The 19,881-nt window shown below is 61.5% G+C and carries 19 protein-coding genes and 1 other RNA gene; 7 read left to right on the forward strand and 13 right to left on the reverse strand.

What is annotated here, in order from left to right; all coding sequences use genetic code 11:
• Nucleotides 1-185 precede the first annotated feature (185 nt).
• Nucleotides 186-282, forward strand: an RNA gene (gene ffs / locus PG5_RS33970) — signal recognition particle sRNA small type.
• A 172-nt stretch (nt 283-454) separates the two neighbouring features.
• Here ffs and PG5_RS29035 read toward each other — a convergent pair.
• A complete protein-coding gene (locus PG5_RS29035; RefSeq protein ID WP_020800653.1) occupies nt 455-769 on the reverse strand; it encodes a helix-turn-helix domain-containing protein in 315 nt (104 codons plus the stop codon).
• 281 nt (nt 770-1,050) lie between these two features.
• Here PG5_RS29035 and PG5_RS29040 point away from each other — a divergent pair, with 281 nt between their 5' ends.
• The gene (locus tag PG5_RS29040; RefSeq protein ID WP_020800654.1) at nt 1,051-2,787 is read left to right on the forward strand and encodes a bifunctional diguanylate cyclase/phosphodiesterase; all 1,737 of its coding nucleotides are present in this window, start codon (nt 1,051-1,053) and stop codon (nt 2,785-2,787) included.
• Here PG5_RS29040 and PG5_RS29045 read toward each other — a convergent pair.
• A complete protein-coding gene (locus tag PG5_RS29045; protein ID WP_020800655.1) occupies nt 2,754-3,506 on the reverse strand; it encodes an ABC transporter substrate-binding protein in 753 nt (250 codons plus the stop codon). The two genes, PG5_RS29040 and PG5_RS29045, sit on opposite strands and share 34 nt — an antisense overlap.
• 135 nt (nt 3,507-3,641) lie before the next feature.
• Here PG5_RS29045 and dnaX point away from each other — a divergent pair, with 135 nt between their 5' ends.
• The 5 genes from dnaX to PG5_RS29070 all read left to right on the forward strand — a co-directional run bounded on the left by dnaX (nt 3,642) and on the right by PG5_RS29070 (nt 9,405).
• Entirely contained in the window at nt 3,642-5,720 is a 2,079-nt protein-coding gene (gene dnaX / locus PG5_RS29050) for a DNA polymerase III subunit gamma/tau (RefSeq protein WP_020800656.1), read from the forward strand.
• 66 nt (nt 5,721-5,786) lie between these two features.
• Entirely contained in the window at nt 5,787-6,125 is a 339-nt protein-coding gene (locus PG5_RS29055; RefSeq protein WP_007933349.1) for a YbaB/EbfC family nucleoid-associated protein, read from the forward strand.
• A 273-nt stretch (nt 6,126-6,398) separates the two neighbouring features.
• Nucleotides 6,399-7,436 carry an NADP-dependent oxidoreductase gene (locus tag PG5_RS29060; RefSeq protein WP_020800657.1) on the forward strand — a complete coding sequence of 346 codons (1,038 nt, stop codon included), beginning with the start codon at nt 6,399-6,401 and terminating at the stop codon, nt 7,434-7,436.
• A 75-nt stretch (nt 7,437-7,511) separates the two neighbouring features.
• Nucleotides 7,512-8,114, forward strand: a complete 603-nt coding sequence (recR, locus tag PG5_RS29065) for a recombination mediator RecR (protein ID WP_020800658.1) — start codon at nt 7,512-7,514, stop codon at nt 8,112-8,114.
• Between the two features lie 142 nt (nt 8,115-8,256).
• Entirely contained in the window at nt 8,257-9,405 is a 1,149-nt protein-coding gene (locus PG5_RS29070) for an acyl-CoA dehydrogenase family protein (RefSeq protein WP_020800659.1), read from the forward strand.
• A 128-nt stretch (nt 9,406-9,533) separates the two neighbouring features.
• Here the strand turns inward: PG5_RS29070 and PG5_RS29075 are convergent, their stop codons facing one another.
• The 11 genes from PG5_RS29075 to PG5_RS29125 form a co-directional block, all read right to left on the reverse strand.
• Entirely contained in the window at nt 9,534-10,082 is a 549-nt protein-coding gene (locus PG5_RS29075; protein WP_008057870.1) for an adenine phosphoribosyltransferase, read from the reverse strand.
• 77 nt (nt 10,083-10,159) lie between these two features.
• Nucleotides 10,160-10,894, reverse strand: a complete 735-nt coding sequence (gene fnr / locus PG5_RS29080; protein WP_020800660.1) for a fumarate/nitrate reduction transcriptional regulator Fnr — start codon at nt 10,892-10,894, stop codon at nt 10,160-10,162.
• Between the two features lie 92 nt (nt 10,895-10,986).
• Nucleotides 10,987-12,369, reverse strand: a complete 1,383-nt coding sequence (gene hemN / locus PG5_RS29085) for an oxygen-independent coproporphyrinogen III oxidase (RefSeq protein ID WP_042955847.1) — start codon at nt 12,367-12,369, stop codon at nt 10,987-10,989.
• 192 nt (nt 12,370-12,561) lie between these two features.
• A complete protein-coding gene (locus PG5_RS29090; protein ID WP_020800662.1) occupies nt 12,562-13,245 on the reverse strand; it encodes a sulfite exporter TauE/SafE family protein in 684 nt (227 codons plus the stop codon).
• Nucleotides 13,238-13,456, reverse strand: coding sequence for a cbb3-type cytochrome oxidase assembly protein CcoS (gene ccoS / locus PG5_RS29095; RefSeq protein ID WP_008057874.1), 219 nt, complete (start codon nt 13,454-13,456; stop codon nt 13,238-13,240). Before ccoS ends, PG5_RS29090 begins: the two co-directional genes overlap by 8 nt.
• Before the next feature lie 22 nt (nt 13,457-13,478).
• Nucleotides 13,479-15,932, reverse strand: coding sequence for a heavy metal translocating P-type ATPase (locus PG5_RS29100; RefSeq protein WP_020800663.1), 2,454 nt, complete (start codon nt 15,930-15,932; stop codon nt 13,479-13,481).
• 134 nt (nt 15,933-16,066) lie between these two features.
• The gene (locus tag PG5_RS29105) at nt 16,067-16,606 is read right to left on the reverse strand and encodes a FixH family protein (RefSeq protein ID WP_033041221.1); all 540 of its coding nucleotides are present in this window, start codon (nt 16,604-16,606) and stop codon (nt 16,067-16,069) included.
• An 11-nt stretch (nt 16,607-16,617) separates the two neighbouring features.
• On the reverse strand, nt 16,618-18,033 hold the full coding sequence (gene ccoG / locus PG5_RS29110; RefSeq protein ID WP_033041223.1) for a cytochrome c oxidase accessory protein CcoG: 1,416 nt from the start codon (nt 18,031-18,033) through the stop codon (nt 16,618-16,620).
• Nucleotides 18,034-18,305: 272 nt separating this feature from the next.
• Nucleotides 18,306-18,509, reverse strand: a complete 204-nt coding sequence (locus PG5_RS33980) for a hypothetical protein (protein WP_020800666.1) — start codon at nt 18,507-18,509, stop codon at nt 18,306-18,308.
• Between the two features lie 206 nt (nt 18,510-18,715).
• Nucleotides 18,716-19,699, reverse strand: coding sequence for a cytochrome-c oxidase, cbb3-type subunit III (ccoP, locus tag PG5_RS29120; protein WP_020800667.1), 984 nt, complete (start codon nt 19,697-19,699; stop codon nt 18,716-18,718).
• Nucleotides 19,696-19,881 (reverse strand): CcoQ/FixQ family Cbb3-type cytochrome c oxidase assembly chaperone, encoded by a 186-nt coding sequence (locus tag PG5_RS29125; RefSeq protein WP_003175465.1) that lies wholly within the window; start codon nt 19,879-19,881, stop codon nt 19,696-19,698. Before PG5_RS29125 ends, ccoP begins: the two co-directional genes overlap by 4 nt.

Consider the following 19,881-nt stretch of genomic DNA (forward strand, 5'->3'; position numbering starts at 1 on the left):
CGTAAGGGCGAAACCATAGGGGGCCGTTACCGCGGGAATGGATATCTACGCCGTCAAGCTTTTCAAGCCCATCGCATGTCCTTGAACCCGCTCATTTTTTTTAATCCACTCGAACGGTTGTAACTTCGTCCCAGATAGGTACAATGGCGCGGCTCGCCGTCAGGTGAGCGTCGTTATGGTGACCCCATCGGTCCCCCCGCAACGATCAGCCGTGAACCCGGTCAGGCCTGGAAGGGAGCAGCCGCAGCGGTGACATTGTGTGCCGGGGTGTGGCTGGTGGGGTTACCACCTTAACGAACCGCGAGACCCTCTCTCGCGTAATCAATCAAACCAGTTTCCTGTACCGCCATGGCGCCTGCCCATCGCGGCTTTTTGTCGTCTGCGATTTGGTGGCGACATAAAAAAGGAGCTCGACCTGTCGGACGCGACACGTCGATCATCGTTCTTGCTGGCTCTAAGGCTTGGACAAGGCCTGGTCAACCGCTGCAATCAGCTTTCCCAGATCCTTTGGGGGGGCTTTATGTATGACATCGAACAGGTACGCCCGTTGTTCGTCCTCATCGCCAGGGTCGGCGAAAAAGGCTTTCAGCTTCACCCCCAGCACATTGGCAAACATGAACAGTGCGTCCACGCTGGGGGTATAGGTACCGGTTTCGAAGCGGCTGATGGTTTTGGGGTCAAAACCGGTTCTTTCGCCAAGTTCAGCCTGAGTAAGCCCCGCGACCTTGCGGTACCGCCGGATGGCTGGACCCAAACTTGAAATGTGCATCGCTTTAATTCCCATTTAGAATCAAGAACTTAACGATTGATGTAGTAATAGGCAACTGCATTAACCATCACCTTGCTTTGCAAAATGTGATGCATTTCGTAGAATTGCCGTCCAAAAGCGACATTGAGTGAGCTTGTTTCAGATTATGGAATAATATGAAAAAGCCACTATTGCGTAGTTACGCAAGGCGGCGAAAGCCACTTGCAGTCTTGCAGAATATTACCAGCATCGGTGTTGCTGCCTTGAACGGGTTCCACCGCCGGCGACAACGAGCCTGACTCATGGATGAGAAATACCGCAGGGCGGTGGATGCCGCCGCGATTTTTTCCGAGACCGACCTGGGCGGCCGGATCACCCACGTCAATGAACAGTTTTGCGCAGTGTCCGGGTACAGCCGTGAAGAGTTGCTTGGGCAAAACCATCGCATGCTCAATTCCGGCATGCACGCCACTGACTTCTTCGTCGACATGTGGCGCACCATCTCCCGGGGTCAAATCTGGAAGGGCGAGATCTGCAATCGTGCCAAGGATGGCAGCCTGTATTGGGTCGAAAGCACCATGGTGCCGGTGATCGATACTGCCACCGGGCGGGTAGAGCGGTATCTGTCGATTCGCTTTGACATCAGCGAAAAACGCCAGCTCCTGCATTCCCTGCAATGGCGGGTCGGTCATGACGTGCTGACCGGGCTGCCCAATCGTGCATTTCTCTCGGATCTGCTCGATCAGGCGTTGGAGTTCTCCCGGCAGGAGAGCATTCCGCTGGCAGTGTGCATGCTCGATCTCGACGGCTTCAAGGCGATCAATGACGGCTACGGGCATGCCACCGGCGATCTGTTGCTGGTGGAGGTGGCCAAGCGCCTGCGCAACGTCGTGCGTGGCGAGGATGTGGTCGCACGGCTGGCCGGCGACGAGTTCGTCCTGGTGTTGCGCTACGTCCATGACCTGCCGAAATTGCGGGCCGCGCTGAACCGGGTACTGGGGGCGATATCGGCACCGTACTCACTGCACGGCAAGGACATCAATGTGTTTGCCAGTATTGGCGTCACGCTCTTTCCTCACGACAACGAAGATGCCGGGACCTTGCTGCGTCATGCCGATCAGGCCATGTACGTGGCCAAGCAGAGCGGTCGCAAGCGCTTTCACTTGTTCGACGTGAGCCGCGACCGCGAGGTCAAGGCCACTCACGAGACGGTCGAACGGGTGCGTCAGGCGCTGGATGCCGGAGAGCTGCGCCTGCAGTTCCAGCCCAAGGTCAACATGCGCCGTGGCCAAGTCGTTGGCTTTGCGGCGGTGCTGCGCTGGGAGCACCCGCAAATCGGCTTGATGCCTGCCCGGGATTTTTTGCCTCAGGTGGAGGAGACGGACCTGATCATCGATATCGGTGAGTGGGTGCTGGACCGGGTGTTGGCGCAGCTGGATCAATGGCGCCAGGCCGGGCATGACTGGCCGGTGAGCATCAATATCGCGGCGCGGCATTTTCAGCGGGCGGATTTCGTCGAGCGCCTCAAAAACCTGTTGGCGCGGCACGAGCGAGTCGCTCCGCAGCGGCTTGACCTGGAAATCGTCGAGTCGGTCGCGGTCGAGAACATCCAGCATGTCAGTGCCTGTCTGCAGGCTTGCCAGGCGCTGGGGGTGCAGTTTTCCCTGGGGGATTTCGGCACCGGCTACTCATCCCTGAGTTACCTCAAGCGCCTGCGCACCCAGGCCATCAAGATCGACAAGTCCTTTGTGCGCGGCATTCTTCATGATGGCGATGACTTGGCATTGACCACGGCCGTGATCGGCCTTGCCCGGGCATTTGGCCGCCAGGTGATCGCCGAGGGGCTGGAAAGTATCGAGCACGGTGAGTTGCTGTTGCGCCTGGGGTGCGAGGTGGCCCAGGGCAATTTCATTGCGCAGCCGATGCCTGCTGACGATGTGCCCGGCTGGGTCGCGGGTTTTGTCGTGCCGGCGCAATGGCGGGCGGCAGATGCCACCGCACAAGGTCATGGCCTGGGTTCAGTCTTGCCTCCGACATAAAGGGCAATGATGTCGTCGATCTCCCCGGACATCTTCATGCGCAGCAGGGTGCGCAGGATGCGCTGCACCGGCACCTTGGGGTCGTTGCGCACGTAGCAGCCGACGCGTTGCTCCTGCAGGAGCGCCACGCTTTGCAGTTGCTGCTGCGGCAACAAGCGCTGGTTGAACCAGTCAAGGGTCCATTGGTTGCTGACCGCATAGCGGTTGCGCCCGGCATGCAGCTTCTCCAGCACCTGTTCCTGGTTGCGGGCATCGTCGCGATACAGCCGGTTGGCGTCGAACAGGGGTTGCAGGGTTGGGTAGCTGTAGCCCAGGACCGTCCCGATCGATTGATGGGGCAAGTGTGTTGGCGTGACGGAGGTGTTCGCATCGGGACGGCTGACCAGCAGGTCGGGTTGAGTCCAGAGCGGAATGCTCCAGATATAGTCGCCGGACTGGTTCGGCGTCCAGGACTGCGCGGCGTAGCAGCGTATGTCGACCTCGCCCTGTTCCATGGCGTTTTGCACCCGGCCGCGGGGCAATACGTGGAACTGCGCCGGCACGCCGACCTGGGTCGCGAGGCTGAGCATCACGTCATACAGGATGCCCTGGGTCGGCCGGCCACGTTCAAGTTGCACCATCGGCATCGCCCAACTGTCAGGCACCACGAAGCGCAACGGCGCTTCAGCGGCCGTTCCGTCCAGGCTTAACAACAGCAGTGCCCCCCAGGCTAACCGCATAAACGCTCCGCTAACTTTGACGCAAAAAGCCTGCAAAATGCAGCTTAGCCAGATTAGACGAGCGCACCGGATGCAATTTGTGCCTTGCTCCGCTAGCATTAGCCGCTTCTGCTTCCTTCGCTGCGACGGTTTTCGATGAGTTATCAGGTTCTTGCACGTAAATGGCGTCCGCGCTCGTTCCGCGAAATGGTCGGCCAGACCCATGTGCTCAAGGCTCTGATCAATGCCTTGGACAGCCAGCGGCTGCACCACGCCTACCTGTTTACCGGTACGCGCGGGGTCGGCAAGACCACTATCGCGCGGATCATAGCCAAATGCCTGAACTGTGAAACAGGTATCACTTCAACGCCCTGTGGCGAGTGCTCGGTGTGCCGCGAGATCGATGAAGGCCGCTTCGTCGACCTGATCGAGATCGACGCCGCCAGCCGCACCAAGGTCGAAGACACCCGCGAGTTGCTCGACAACGTGCAGTACGCCCCTAGCCGCGGGCGTTTCAAGGTCTACCTGATCGACGAAGTGCACATGCTCTCCAGCCATTCTTTCAATGCGCTGTTGAAAACCCTCGAAGAGCCGCCACCCTACGTCAAGTTCATCCTGGCCACCACTGACCCGCAGAAACTTCCTGCAACGATTCTTTCGCGTTGCCTGCAGTTCTCCTTGAAGAACATGACCCCGGAACGGGTCGTTGAGCATTTGAGCCACGTGCTGAGTGTCGAGAACGTGCCGTTCGAAGACGACGCGCTGTGGTTGCTCGGTCGCGCCGCCGACGGTTCGATGCGCGATGCCATGAGCCTCACCGACCAGGCGATTGCCTTCGGTGAGGGCAAGGTCATGGCCGCGGACGTTCGGGCGATGCTTGGCACCCTTGATCACGGCCAGGTCTATGACGTCCTGCATGCGCTGATCGAAGGCGATGCCAAGGCCCTGCTCGAAGCGGTCCGCCACCTGGCCGAACAAGGCCCGGACTGGAATGGCGTGCTCTCGGAGATCCTCAATGTGCTGCACCGGGTTGCCATTGCCCAGGCCTTGCCGGAAGGCGTCGACAACGGTCATGGCGACCGAGACCGGGTGCTGGCCCTGGCCCAGGCGTTGCCGGCCGAAGACGTGCAGTTCTATTACCAGATGGGCCTGATCGGCCGCCGCGACTTGCCGCTGGCGCCGGATCCCCGTGGCGGCTTTGAAATGGTGCTGTTACGCATGCTGGCATTCCGGCCCGCGGACACCGCGGACGCGCCGAGGCAACCGCTAAAGCCAGTGGGGATCAGCCAGGCCACGGTTGATTCCGCCAAATCAGTGGCTGCCACGCCGGTCGTTGCAAAGGTCGTCGCTGCACCGGTTGCACCTGTCGCGGCGGTGGCTCCGGCACCCGCGCCGGTTGTCGCTGAACCTGTACCTGTACCTGTACCTGTACCTGTACCTGAGCCGGTGGTCGAGGCGGTCGTGGTCGAGGAAGTGGTCGACCTGCCATGGAACGACCCGGTCGAGCCAGAAGCCGTTCAACAGCCAGCTGTCGAGCCGGTGCTGGAAACCGCCAGCGAGCAGCCCGAGTTGCCGCCCATGCCGTTGCCGACCCCGGACAGCGTGGTACCGGACGCGCCGGAGTGGGCCGCCGCGCCCATTCCGGAACCGACGGTGGCGCAAGTCGATGCCGCTACCCCGGGCATGGACATGGATGACGAGCCGCCGCTGGACGAAGACTATATCGAGCCAGACATGGACTCGGCCTACAGCTACCTCGACGAGCTGGCCAGCGAACACACCGCCGAGCCTGCCGTGGAGCCCGAGCCTGAGCCCGCCGCAGCGCCGGCCACGGGCCTGGCCCTGCAATGGCTGGAGCTGTTCCCGAAACTGCCGATTTCCGGCATGACTGGCAGCATCGCCGCCAACTGCACGCTGATCGCGGTCGATGGCGACAACTGGTTGTTGCACCTGGACCCGGCCCACAGCGCCTTGTTCAACGCCACTCAACAACGTCGTCTCAATGAAGCGTTGAACCAGTATCACGGGCGGACCCTGACCCTGACCATGGAGCTGATCAAGCCCGAGCAGGAAACCCCGGCCCAGGCGGCGTCCCGTCGGCGTGCCGACCGTCAGCGCGAGGCCGAGGAGTCGATCCACGGTGATCCGTTCATCCAGCAAATGATGCAGCAGTTCGGTGCGGTGATCCGTAACGATACTATTGAACCTGTCGAGGCCCTGGCCAGTCAGGGCTAATAACTGAAGGCGCTCGCCCGTACGGGTCGTGCGTCGTTTAATCCAAGTACTTTTGAGGTGATTCCCATGATGAAAGGTGGCATGGCCGGCCTGATGAAGCAGGCGCAGCAGATGCAGGAAAAAATGGCCAAGATGCAGGAAGAGCTGGCCAACGCCGAAGTCACCGGTAAAGCCGGTGGCGACATGGTCACCGTGGTGATGACCGGTCGTCACGACGTCAAGCGCGTGACCATCGACCCAAGCCTGGTCGAAGGCCTGAGCGAAGATGACAAGGAAATGCTCGAAGCGGTGTTCGCCGCGGCCGTCAACGACGCCGTGCGCAAGATCGAAGCCAACAGCCAGGACAAAATGGGCAGCATGACCGCTGGCATGCAACTGCCACCGGGCATGAAACTGCCATTCTGATTCGCCTTCGGGCGTTGGATGAGCTACAAAAAATGCCAGGCATCGCGCCTGGCATTTTTGTTTCTGGTCACTGATCGTTCCCACGCGCAGCAAAGGAATGCCTAAAGGGACGCTCCGCGTTCCAGCTTCAGAAAGGGACGCGGAGCGTCCCGGGCTGCATTCCTTTGCTGCGCGTGGGAACGATCATGTGCCAGGAATAAACATCGAACGCCGTACCGCCACCAAGGTCTGCTCCCTATACCCCCGAATTCATCGATCACAGGAGACGCTGACATGTCCGACCCCATGACCCTCAACCAACGTATCGTCCTGGCCTCGCGCCCTGTCGGCGCACCGACGCCGGAGAATTTCCGGATGGAGCGGGTCGCGCTACCCGACCTGGCCGAGGGTCAGGTGCTGCTCAAGACCCTCTATCTGTCGCTGGACCCCTACATGCGTGGGCGCATGAGTGACGCGCCGTCTTATGCCGCGCCGGTGGAAATCGGCGAAGTGATGACCGGTGGTGCTGTCAGCCGGGTTGAGCGTTCGTTGCATCCCAAGTTCCACGAAGGCGACCTGGTGGTCGGCGCCACGGGATGGCAAAGCCATAGCATCAATGACGGTCGCAGCATCATTCCAGTGCCCTCGGGCCTGCCCAGCCCCTCCATGGCCCTGGGTGTGCTGGGCATGCCGGGCATGACCGCCTACATGGGCTTGATGGACATCGGCCAGCCCAAGGAAGGCGAGACCCTGGTGGTCGCGGCGGCCTCTGGCGCCGTCGGTTCGGTGGTGGGACAGGTGGCGAAGATCAAGGGCCTGCGCGTGGTCGGCGTGGCGGGCGGGGCGGAAAAATGTCGTTATGTCACTGAGGAGCTGGGCTTCGATGCCTGCATCGACCACAAGAGCCCGGATTTCGTCGACGAGCTTGCCAAGGCGTGCCCCAAGGGTATCGATATCTATTATGAGAATGTCGGTGGCAAGGTGTTCGACGCCGTGTTGCCGTTGCTCAACCCCAAGGCGCGGATTCCGCTCTGTGGCCTGATTGCTTCCTACAACGCGAGCGAAGCGCCGAGCGGCCCGGATCGCCTGCCGCTATTGCAGCGCACGCTGTTGACCAAGCGTGTGCGAATCCAGGGCTTTATCGTGTTCGACGATTACGGTGACCGTCAGCCGGAGTTCATCAGCGCGATGGCGCCGTGGGTACGTGATGGCAAGGTGAAGTTTCGCGAAGACGTGGTCGATGGCCTGGAGCAGGCGCCCGAAGCGTTCATCGGGCTGCTGGAGGGGCGCAACTTTGGCAAGCTGGTGGTGCGGGTCGCGCCCAACGACTAAATGACGCTGTGAATTGACGGTCAACAGAGGCGCGGGTATAAACCGCGTCTCGTTGTTTTCGTCGGACTTTTCCCCATGAGCTTCAGCCCTTTGATTCGCCAACTGATCGACGCCCTGCGAGTTTTGCCAGGTGTGGGTCAGAAAACCGCCCAGCGCATGGCGTTGCAGTTGCTCGAGCGTGATCGCAGTGGCGGCTCGCGCCTGGCACTGGCCCTGAACCAGGCCATGGATGGGGTCGGTCACTGCCGTCAGTGCCGCACGCTGACCGAAGACGACCTCTGTCCGCAATGCGCCGATACCCGCCGCGACGACACCTTGCTGTGCGTAGTGGAAGGGCCGATGGATGTCTATGCCGTGGAGCAGACCGGTTACCGTGGCCGCTACTTCGTGCTCAAGGGGCATCTTTCGCCGCTTGACGGGCTGGGGCCGGAGGCAATCGGCATCCCGCAATTGATGGCGCGGATCGAAGAGGCGGGCACCTTTACCGAAGTCATCCTCGCCACCAACCCGACCGTGGAAGGCGAGGCGACTGCGCACTACATCGCCCAGTTACTCAGCAGCAAAGGCCTGATCGCTTCGCGTATCGCCCATGGGGTACCGCTGGGCGGCGAGCTGGAGTTGGTGGATGGCGGGACGCTGGCGCATTCGTTTGCGGGGCGTAAGCCGATCTCGCTGTAACAGCAAAAGATCGCAGCCTGCGGCAGCTCCTACAGGGGATCGGTGTTTTTCTGTAGGAGCTGCCGCAGGCTGCGATCTTTTGATCTTGTAAACCAAGCAAGCGCTCGGTTAACTTCGCTGAACCCTTCAGTGGAGCTCGCCCATGCCTGCCTTTGAGGAATACTTCGACCCCAACCACCAAATGGTCCGCGACAGCGTCAGGCGTTTCGTCCAGCGCGAGATTCTTCCGGACATTGACCAATGGGAGGAAGCCGAAAGCTTTCCCCGCGAGCTCTACCTCAAGGCCGGTGCGGCGGGGATTCTCGGCATTGGCTACCCGCAAAGCCTGGGCGGCAGTCACGAAGGGGATGTATTCGCCAAGATCGCCGCCAGCGAAGAGCTGATGCGCTGTGGCTCGGGCGGCCTGGTGGCGGGGCTGGGCTCCCTGGACATTGGCCTGCCGCCGATAGTCAAGTGGGCCAGGCCTTGCGTACGGGATCGGGTGGTGCCACAGGTATTGTCCGGCGAGAAAATCAGCGCCCTGGCCGTCACCGAGCCCGGCGGCGGTTCCGACGTCGCCAACCTGCAAACCCGCGCCGTGCGTGAAGGCGACGTCTACCGGGTCAACGGCAGTAAAACGTTCATCACCAGCGGCGTACGCGCGGATTACTACACCGTCGCGGTGCGCACCGGTGAGCCGGGTTTCGCCGGCATCAGCCTGTTGTTGATCGAGAAGGGCACCCCGGGTTTCACCGTGGGGCGGCAATTGAAGAAAATGGGCTGGTGGGCGTCGGACACGGCCGAATTGTTCTTCGATGATTGCCCAGTGCCTGTAGGCAATCTGATCGGCGGCGAAAACATGGGTTTCGCCTGCATCATGGGCAATTTCCAGAACGAACGCCTGGCCCTGGCCTTGATGGCCAACATGACCGCGCAGCTTGCCCTGGAGGAGAGCCTTCAGTGGGCGCGTGAGCGTGAAGCCTTTGGCAAGCCGATCGGCAAGTTCCAGGTGATCAAGCATCGCCTGGCGGAGATGGCCACGGCCCTCGAAGTCTCACGGGAGTTCACCTATCGGCAGGCGGCAAAAATGGCGGCGGGCAAGAGCGTGATCAAGGAGATTTCCATGGCCAAGAACTTTGCAACGGACACGGCGGACCGGATTACCCACGATGCCGTGCAGATACTGGGCGGCCTGGGTTACATGCGCGAGAGCCTGGTGGAGCGGTTGTACCGGGATAACCGGATTCTGTCGATTGGCGGCGGGACGCGGGAAGTGATGAACGAGATCATCAGCAAGCAGATGGGGCTTTGAGACTTGCGGTGTAGCGATTAACGCTTTCGCGAGCAGGCTCGCTCCCACAGGGGATTTTCGCTGTACACATATTTTGTGCACCACTGTGGGAGCGAGCCTGCTCGCGAAGGCATCGGTGAAGTCGCCGCTTATTTATCGGAAAGGGCAAACTGCGTCAGGCAAAACGTCGGAATCCCCATATCTTCCAAGCGTTGCGACCCACCCAGCTCCGGCAAATCGATGATCGCCGCCGCTTCATGCACCCGCGCGCCCATGCGGCGAATCAGGTTTGCCGCCGCAATCAGGGTGCCGCCTGTAGCGATCAGGTCATCGAACATCACCACAGAATCGCCTTCGCACAGACTGTCGGCGTGCACTTCAAGAAACGCTTCGCCGTATTCGGTCGCGTAGCCTTCTGCCAGGACGTCGGCCGGCAACTTGCCTTGCTTGCGAAACAGCACCAGCGGCTTGTTCAACTGATAAGCCAGCACTGAGCCAATCAGGAAACCACGGGCATCCATGGCGCCAATGTGGGTGAAGTCCGCCTCGACATAACGGTGGGCGAAGCTGTCCATCACCAGGCGCAGGGCCGTGGGCGACTGGAAGAGCGGGGTGATGTCGCGAAAGATCACACCGGGCTTCGGAAAGTCGATCACGGGGCGGATGAGGGATTTGATGTCGAAGGAATCGAAGACCATCGAAGGAGTCCTGGCAGGCTGCAAACGACACAGTATAACGGCGGCTGAACCGTTTCGCTCAGCCGCGATCCACCGAATCAGCCTTCGAGGGAGCCACCGGCCAGGGCGCAGAGCTGGATCGGGTCGAGGATGCGGATTTCCTTGCCCTCGGCGGCGATCAGTTCGTTCTGCTGGAAGCGCGTGAACACCCGCGACACGGTTTCCACCGCCAGGCCCAGGTAATTGCCGATTTCGTTGCGCGACATGCTCAAGCGGAACTGATTGGCCGAGAAGCCGCGGGCACGGAAGCGTGCAGACAGATTGACGAGGAAGGTGGCGATGCGCTCGTCGGCGGTTTTTTTCGACAGCAGCAACATCATTTGCTGGTCATCACGGATCTCGCGGCTCATCACGCGCATCAGCTGACGGCGCAATTGCGGCAGTTGCAGGGCCAGTTCGTCGAGACGTTCGAAAGGGATTTCACACACCGAGGTGGTTTCCAGCGCTTGCGCCGACACCGGGTGTTTTTCGGTGTCCATGCCCGACAGCCCGACCAGTTCGCTCGGCAAATGGAAGCCAGTGAGCTGTTCTTCGCCGGCATCGCTCAGGTTGAAGGTTTTCAGGGCGCCGGAGCGTACGGCGTAAACCGAGTCGAACTGGTCGCCCTGGCGAAACAGAAACTCACCCTTTTTCAGCGGGCGGCCTCGTTTGACGATTTCGTCCAGCGCATCCATATCTTCCAGATTCAGAGAAAGTGGCAAACACAGTGGGGCCAGGCTGCAATCCTTGCAGTGGGCTTGAGTGTGAGCGCGCAGTTTTACTGGCTCGGACATTTCTTCAATCCTTGTGGGAAAACACACATAAGACGTAAGGGTAACCCACTGCAGGACATTGAAGCCAGCGCACGGCGGATTTGTCGCAGGGTCTAGATCACTCGGGAGAACCGTTGGCGATTGTGTTGTTCCAGGTAAGCGTCAAATACCATGCACACCGAGCGAACCAGCAAGCGACCTGCCGGCAGTACAGTGATGCGTTCGCTGTCCAGCTCAATCAGGCCATCTTTGGCCATGCCCTGCAATTGCGGCCAAAGTTCGCCGAAATAGCCTTGAAAATCTATGTTGAAGGCTCGTTCGATCTGGACGAACTCAAGGCTCAAATTGCAGATCAACTGCTGGATCACCGCCCGCCGCACGCGGTCATCGGCATTGCACAGCAGGCCGCGGCTGGTGGCCAGCTGCGCCGACGCCAAGGCGTTCTGATACTGGTTGAGGTCGCTGTTGTTCTGGCAGTACAGGTCGCCGATCTGGCTGATTGCCGACACGCCAAGGCCGATCAAGTCACAATGGCCGTGGGTGGTATAGCCCTGGAAGTTGCGCTGCAGGGTCGATTCCTCCTGGGCGATCGCCAGCTCGTCATCGGGCAGCGCGAAGTGGTCCATGCCGATGTAGCGGTAGCCAGCGTTGGTCAGCTGTTCGATGGTGCGCTGCAGCATCTCCAGCTTTTGTGCTGGCGTCGGTAACTCGTTACTGTTGATCCGCCGTTGCGGCATGAAGCGTTCCGGCAGGTGCGCATAGTTGAACACCGAGAGCCGGTCGGGTTGCAGGTTAATGACTTCGTCGACGGTGCGGGCGAAGTTTTCCGGGGTCTGCTTGGGCAGTCCGTAGATCAGGTCGATGTTGATCGAACGAAACTGCAGTGTCCGGGCGGCGTCGATGACCGCACGGGTTTCCTCCAGGCTCTGGAGGCGATTGACCGCGCGCTGTACGGCCGGGTCAAGGTCTTGCAGGCCGATGCTGACCCGATTGAAACCCAGTTCGCGCAGCAGGCCCATGGTCGACCAGTCGGCTTCGCGAGGGTCGATTTCGATGCCGTAGTCACCGCTATCGTCATCGAGCAGATTGAAATGCTTGCGCAGGTGCGCCATCAGCTGGCGCAGTTCGTCGTGGCTGAGAAAGGTCGGCGTGCCGCCGCCAAAATGCAGTTGCTCGACTTTCTGTGCGGGGTCGAGGTGGCAGGCGATCAGCTGGATTTCCTGTTCCAGGCGCTGCAGGTAAGGCAGCGCCCGGCCGCGATCCTTGGTGATCACCTTGTTGCAGGCGCAGTAATAGCAAATGTTCGCGCAAAATGGCACGTGCACATACAGCGACAACGGGCGCACGGCCTTGCGGCTGTCGCGCAGGGCATGCAGCAGGTCGAACGGGCTGATCTGGCTGTGGAATTGCACCGCGGTCGGGTAGGAGGTATAGCGCGGTCCCGCCAGGTCATAACGGCGGATCAGATCGGTGTCCCAACGAATGGCGTCGAGCATCATGCGGGCAATTCCCCGGATAGGCTGGCAGTGTTGGCGAGTCTAGGGGGTGGGGCGTTTGGGGATCTTGATTTGCGTCAAGGGTGCAGAGTTGTGTTGTCGGTTCGGGCCTCTTCGCGAGCAGGCTCGCTCCCACAGGTAGGAATGCTTTCAATGTGGGAGCGAGCCTGCTCGCGAAGGGCGCGCCGCGATCTAATGCCCCATGAGCCAATGCTGATGCGGCCCCGGCAAGGTCCAGATGCCGAACAACATCACCAGCAATCCGCCCGCCATGCGCACGCTGCGTTTGCGCAACAACGCCGTCACCCGTTCGGCTGCCAGCCCCGTAGCGAGCAGCACCGGCCAGGTGCCCAGTCCGAACGCCAGCATCAACAATGCGCTGTCCAGCGCATTGCCCTGACTGGCCGACCACAGCAGGGTGCTGTAGACCAGCCCGCAAGGCAGCCAGCCCCAAAGTCCGCCCAACAACAACGCCCGGGGCAGGCTCGACACCGGCAGCAGTCGGTTGGCGACCGGCTGGATATGCCGCCACAGGCCGCGACCGAGGCTTTCGATGCGGGTCAGCCCGCTCCACCAGCCGGCCAGGTACAGGCCCATGGCGATCAGCAGCAGGCCCGCGAGCACGCGCATGAACATCGCCGCCGGGCTGTTGGCCACCGCCCAGCCGGCCAGGCCGATCAACAGGCCGGCGGTGGCATAGCTGAGGATGCGCCCCAGGTTGTAAGCCAGCAGCAGGCGAAAGCGGCGACTGCGTTGTTCCTTGGGAATGGCCAGCGTCAATGCGCCCATCAAGCCGCCGCACATGCCCAGGCAATGACCGCCACCGAGCAGACCGAGGATGACCGCCGACACCAGCAGCGGCGCCAAATCAAGCATGGGGCGGCGCCTTGTCGTCGGGTTTGGGCGGATGGCCGCTGGCCTCGTCGACCGCCGCGGTGTGGTTCGGGTCCTGATCGTCGAACAGGATGCTGTGGGCCGGGCCGTCGAGGTCGTCGTACTGACCGCTGTCGACGGCCCAGAAGAAGATGTAGACAGCGATGGCCACGATCAACAGCGCGGCCGGAATCATCACGTAGAGAGCTGGCATCTGGACTCCATGCCCGCGCGGCTCAGGCCGGCAGCGGGCGGGTTTCTGGCGTGGTGCGTGCAGCCGGCGCGCTCGGCAGGCGAGTCAGGCGCAGGGCGTTGAGCACCACGGTCAACGAACTGAGCGACATGCCGACGGCTGCCCACACCGGTGTGATCCAGCCAAGGGCGGCGAACGGCAACATGAGTCCATTGTACAGCGCGGCCCACAGCAAATTCTCGATGATCACCCGGCGGGTGCGGCGCGCCAGGTTGAACGCTTGCACCAGGGCATCGAGGCGGTTGGACAGGAGTACCGCGTCGGCGCTGGTTTTCGCCAGGTCAGTGGCCGAGCCCATGGCCACGCTGATGTCGGCGGCGGCCAGTACCGGCACATCGTTGACCCCGTCTCCGAGCATCAACACCTTGCGACCTTCCTTGTGCAGTTGTTGCAGGACTTGCAGCTTGTCGTCCGGACGCAAGCCGCCACGGGCTTCATCGATGCCCAATTCAGCCGCGACACTGGCGACCATCGGCGAGCTGTCGCCCGACAGCAACAGGGTGCGCCAGCCACGGGCCTTGCAGGCCGCCAGCAGATCAGGGGCATCGGCGCGCAAACGATCGTCGAGAACCAGCCACGCCAGCGGGCCCTGGCTATCGCCTAACAGCAGCCATTGCCCGGCTTCCTCCGGTATGGAGGGCACCGTGGCGCCGCTGAGTGCACAGACAAAACCGGGTTGGCCGATGCGCAGGCGTTGCTCGCCCACCCGTCCTTCGAGGCCCAGCCCCGGCGTGCTGTGAACCTCTTCGGCGGCCACCGGCGCGCGACCAAAAGCGCGGGCAATCGGGTGTTCTGAGCGGTTCTCCAGTGCGGCGGCGAGACTCAGGCATTGATCGCTGGCAAGCGCGCCGAGGGGGCGGATCGAACGCAGCGCCAGGCGCCCTTCGGTGAGGGTGCCGGTCTTGTCGAAGATCACCGTGTCGATCTGGTTCAGGCCCTCGAGCACGTGACCGCGGGTCAGCAACAAACCCAGCTTGTGCAAGGTGCCGGTGGCGGCGGTCAACGCGGTCGGCGTGGCCAGGGACAGGGCGCACGGGCAGGTCGCGACCAGCATCGCCAGCACGATCCAGAAGGCGCGAGACGGGTCCAGCTCCCACCACAACAGTCCGATACAGGCGCAGGCGATCAGTGTCAGCAACAGGAACCATTGCGCGGCACGGTCGGCGATTTCCGCCAGCCGTGGTTTTTCGGCCTGGGCGCGGTCGAGCAGGCGCACGATGGCCGAGAGGCGGGTGTCATGACCGAGGGCCAGGACTTCGACGGTCAACGGGCCTTCCACATTCAGGGTGCCAGCGGTGACGGCATCGCCCGGGGTGCGTGGCTGCGGCAGGTATTCGCCGGTCAGCAGCGATTCGTCGATGCTCGACTGGCCTTCGAGGATCTTGCCGTCGGCCGGCAAAATCGACCCCGGATGCACCAGCACGTGATCGCCCACCCTTAGTTCACTGAGCAGGATGCGCTCGCTCTGGCCGTCGGCGCTCAGGCGCAGGCAGGAGGCGGGAAGCAAATTGACCAGTTGCGCGGTTGCGGCGGCGGTGCGCTCCCGGGCTCGCCGCTCCAGGTAGCGCCCGGCCAGCAGAAACAGGGCGAACATGCCCACGGCGTCGAAATACAGCTCGCCGACCCCGGTGATCGAGGTCCAGATCCCGGCGATGTAGGCACTGCCAATGGCCAGCGACACCGATACGTCCATGGTCAGGTGCCGTGTGCGCAGGTCGCGCATGGCGCCCTTGAAGAACGGCGCACAGCTGTAGAACACGATCGGTGTGGTGAGGAACAGCGCGACCCAGCGCAGGATGGCGTGCAGCTCGGGGCTGAGGTCGATGTTGAATTCCGGCCATGTCGCCATGGTTGCCATCATCGCCTGGAACCACAACAGCCCGGCCACGCCAAGCTGGCGCAGGGCCAGGCGATTTTCGCTGGCCAGTTGTTCGCTGGCGCGATCGGCTTGATAAGGGTGGGCGGCGTAACCGATGTGGCGCAATTCGGCGAGCACCCGGCTCAGGGGCAATTGCCCGTCGGCCCAGCGCACGTGCAAGCGATGGTTGGACAGGTTCAGGCGCGCTTCGGCAACGGCCGGCAAGGTGCGCAGGTGTTTCTCGATCAGCCAGCCGCAGGCGGCGCAACTGATGCCTTCCATCAGGAGCGTGGTTTCGGCCAAATCGCCTTCGTGGCGAACGAAGGGTTGCTGTACGTCGGCGCGGTCGTACAGCGCCAATTCATCGACCAGTTGCACCGGCAGCGCCTCGGGGTTGGCCGAAGCTTCGCTGCGATGCTGGTAATAGCTTTGCAAGCCACCTGCGACAATGGCCTCGGCCACGGCTTGGCATCCCGGGCAGCAGAATTCCCGCGGCTCCCCGAGTACGACGGCGGTGAAGCGGCTGCCGCTGGGGACGGGCAGGGCGCAGTGGTAGCAGGGGGTCGGGGTGGTGGTCATGAGGTGTTGTCCGATGATCGTTCCCACGCTCCGCGTGGGAATGCCTCCCCGGACGCTCCGCGTCCGCTTCGGCTGGAACGCGGAGCGTTCCTGGCTGCGTCCCCACGCAGAGCGCGGGGGCGATCAGGTAAGGCTTATTTTTTCAGGTCTTCCGCGCCTTGCAACGGTTCATCACCGAGTAGCAGTTCCTTGTCATGGTTGACCAGCTCTTCCTCGAACATGCGCCAGATGTGGTCATCTTGGGTGCCGAGCAGTTCGATAAAGCGGCGGCCTTCGATCTTGTCGCTCAGTTGGCCGATATAGCGGCCCTGTTCGGTGTCGCTGCGGGTGAGGGTGATCTTGCGATCCTTCTCCGGTTGCGTCGGCGAGATCAGGTTCAGCTCAAGCGTGGCAGGCTGGCTATTGCCGCTCAGGCGCAGGTCGACTTCACCGGTCACGTCATCCAGATGAATGCTGGCGCGCATCAGCAGGGTCTGCGCCAACAGTTCACGGTCCAGGGAGCGGTTGATGCCCTTGCCGGCCTCGTAGTAGTTGTCGTTGACCAGGTTGTCCGGGTTCTTCACCGCGATGGTCACCATGGACAAGGTCAGGGTCACCGAGCAGGCCAGGATCCCGATGATGATCCACGGCCAAAGGTGCTTGTACCAGGGACTTGCGGCAGTTGCTGCGGGCATGATCACTTCTCTCAACGATTTTGTGGGCCGATGAATCGGCTCTTGGCTTCAACGTGAATGCTGGCGTCATCGGCGTCCCTGAGGATGAATTTCACCTCGTTGGTGCTCGATGGCAATTGTTCCGGGGCCACGGACAGTTCGACCGGCTGGCTGACGATATCGCCGGCCGCAACCTTGATCTCGCGCCGGCCCTGCAGCTTGAGGTCCGGCAGGCCGGCGGCCTCGAGCAGATAGGTATGGTCGCGCTGGTCCTTGTTCATCACCTTCAGGCTGTAGACGTTCTCGATCCGGCCTTCGGCGTTCTCACGGTACAGCACGCGGTCCTTGCTGACGTCGAAACCGACCAGCGAGCGCATGAAGAACGCGGTCACCAGCACCCCGATCATTGCCAGCAGTACCACGGCATAGCCAATCAGGCGCGGGCGCAGTTTATGGGTTTTCTGCCCGGACAGGTTGTGCTCGGTGGTGTAGCTGATCAGGCCGCGCGGGTATTCCATCTTGTCCATGATGGCGTCGCAGGCATCGATGCACGCCGCGCAGCCGATGCACTCGATCTGCAGGCCGTCGCGGATGTCGATACCGGTCGGACAGACCTGGACGCACATGGTGCAATCGATGCAGTCACCCAGGCCCTGGGCCTTGTAGTCGATGCCTTTCTTGCGCGGGCCACGGCTTTCGCCACGGCGCGGGTCGTAGGAAACGATCAGCGTGTCCTTGTCGAACATCACGCTCTGGAAGCGTGCGTACGGGCACATGTAGATGCACACTTGCTCACGCAGCCAGCCGGCGTTGCCATAGGTGGCGAGCGTGAAGAAACCGACCCAGAAATACGACCAGCCATCGGCTTCACCGGTGAAGAACTCGATCACCAGCTCGCGAATCGGCGTGAAGTAGCCGACGAAGGTCATGCCGGTGACGAAACCTATCAACAGCCACAGGCTGTGCTTGCTGAATTTGCGCAGGAACTTGTTGGCGCTCATCGGCGCCTTGTCGAGTTTGATGCGCTGGTTACGATCGCCTTCGGTGATCTTCTCGCACCACATGAAGATCCAGGTCCAGACGCTCTGCGGGCAGGTGTAACCGCACCAGACCCGACCGGCGTACACGGTGATGAAGAACAGGCCGAAGGCGGCAATGATCAGCATGCCGGACAGCAGGATGAAATCCTGAGGCCAGAAGGTGGCACCGAAGATGAAGAACTTGCGCTCCGGCAGATTCCACCAGACCGCCTGGTGCCCGCCCCAGTTGAGCCACACCGTGCCGAAATACAGCAGGAACAGGAAAGCGCCACCCGCCATGCGCAAGTTGCGAAACAGGCCGGTGAAGGCGCGGGTGTAGATTTTTTCCCTGGAGGCGTAAAGGTCGACGCTGTTGTTTGCGTTCTTGGTGGGCGGGGTGACGTCGTGTACCGGAATCTGGTTGCTCATCATTGCATCCCACGGCAGTGGAAAAATGCCTCGGTCAGTACGTGCCGACCGCGGTCAAAAAGAGGTGTTGCAGTAGCGCAATGATACGCCTGTCGCTCTAGCTCAAGGGTGCGACCTTTGGTCGCGTTGGGGAAAAAACTCGAATGGTGTAGCGAATGTAACAAAACATGATGCAGGTCAATTGACTATAGCTCAACGGTAGAGCACGACCGAACTGTCGGGGACGTGGCTTTAGAGCGCAGCGGATGTCCGCTGCGCTCATGAATCACCGCTTAAAGGATATTTCCCCCGCCCAGGCCGTCGAGCCCGCTGCCGGAAAAGTTGGCACGACGCGGCGCAGTTTCCTCAGGTTCAGGTTCTTCGGGTATTTCGCACTCGGTGATGAGGCGCTCGACTGCCGGAACGATTACTTCCTTTGCAGGCTCAGGCAATACCGGCCCCCTACAGTCGTCAACGATGTGTTCTTGATCAGACATGGTATGCATTCCTTGTGTAATGACGATTGACTTCCTTGTCCTGGCCAACCCGCTTCATGCTGGTTGCCAGGTCAGTCGACGTTACCCCTGACCGGCCCGCAATCCCATCGAATATAGGTTTCAGATTATGAAACCAGCGCCCATGACAAAACGGCCCCGCCAATTCTCATTGGCGGGGCCGTTCGTTACTGCATCAGGCGTATGCCTTACTGGGCGTCTGCCACCGGAGCCTTCTCGCCATGCGACAGGCTGTAGACGTAAGCGGCCAGCAGGTGAACCTTGTCGTTACCTTGCAGCTGTTCCTGGGCAGGCATCTGGCCCTGGCGGCCGTAACGGATGGTCTGCTGCAGTTGCGCAAAGCTCGAACCGTAGATGAACGCGGCCGGGTGGGTCAGGTTAGGTGCGCCCATCGCTGGGGTACCTTTACCTTCCGGACCGTGGCAAGCCACGCAGTTGGCCGCGAACAGTTTCTGCCCGGCAACCGGGTCAGCCTTGGCGCCTTCCGGCAGCTTGCGGCCATCGAGGTTGGTCAGGACGAAAGCGGCAACGTCCGCTACGCCTTGCTCGCCGATCACATCAGCCCACGCCGGCATCACCGCGTGGCGACCGCCCATGATGGTGGTCTTGATGGTTTCCGCTTCGCCACCCCAGCGCCAGTCGGCGTCGGTGAGGTTAGGGAAGCCGTAGGCACCCTTGGCGTCGGAGCCGTGGCAGACCGAGCAGTTGGAGGCGAACAGGCGGCCGCCCATTTTCAGCGCTTGAGGGTCCTTGGCGACTTCTTCGATCGGCATGGACGCGAACTTGGCGAAGATCGGACCGAACTTGGCGTCCGAGCGAGCCATTTCCTTTTCCCACTCGTGAACGCCGGTCCAGCCGGTCTGGCCGTTGGCGAACGCGGTCTGCTTTTCGTTATCGAGGTAGTTGTAGCCTGGCAGCAGGCCTTTCCAGTTGCCCAGGCCCGGGTACAGCACCAGGTAACCCAGGGCGAAAATGATGGTGCCCACGAACAGCATGAACCACCATTTCGGCAGGGGGTTGTCGTACTCCTCGATACCGTCGAAGGAGTGGCCAACCGTCTCTTCGGTCGACTCGGTGCGCTGGCCCTTACGGGTCGACAGCAGCAGCCAGGTCAGGGAAAAGATCGTACCGAGACTGAGGACTGTGACATACAGACTCCAGAATGTAGTCATTCTTTGTTACTCCTAGAAGCTTGCTCGACGTGCTTGATGGCTTCGGGATCATCCGCAAAAGGCAGCAAGGTCGCGTCTTCGAACTCCGACTTGCGCTTGGGACTGAACACCCACAACGCCAGACCGATGAAGGCCACCATCACGACAACGGTGCCCAGGCCACGAATCATCCCGATATCCAT

This window comes from Pseudomonas sp. G5(2012) (genome assembly GCF_000408945.1).
Lineage (GTDB): Bacteria > Pseudomonadota > Gammaproteobacteria > Pseudomonadales > Pseudomonadaceae > Aquipseudomonas > Aquipseudomonas umsongensis.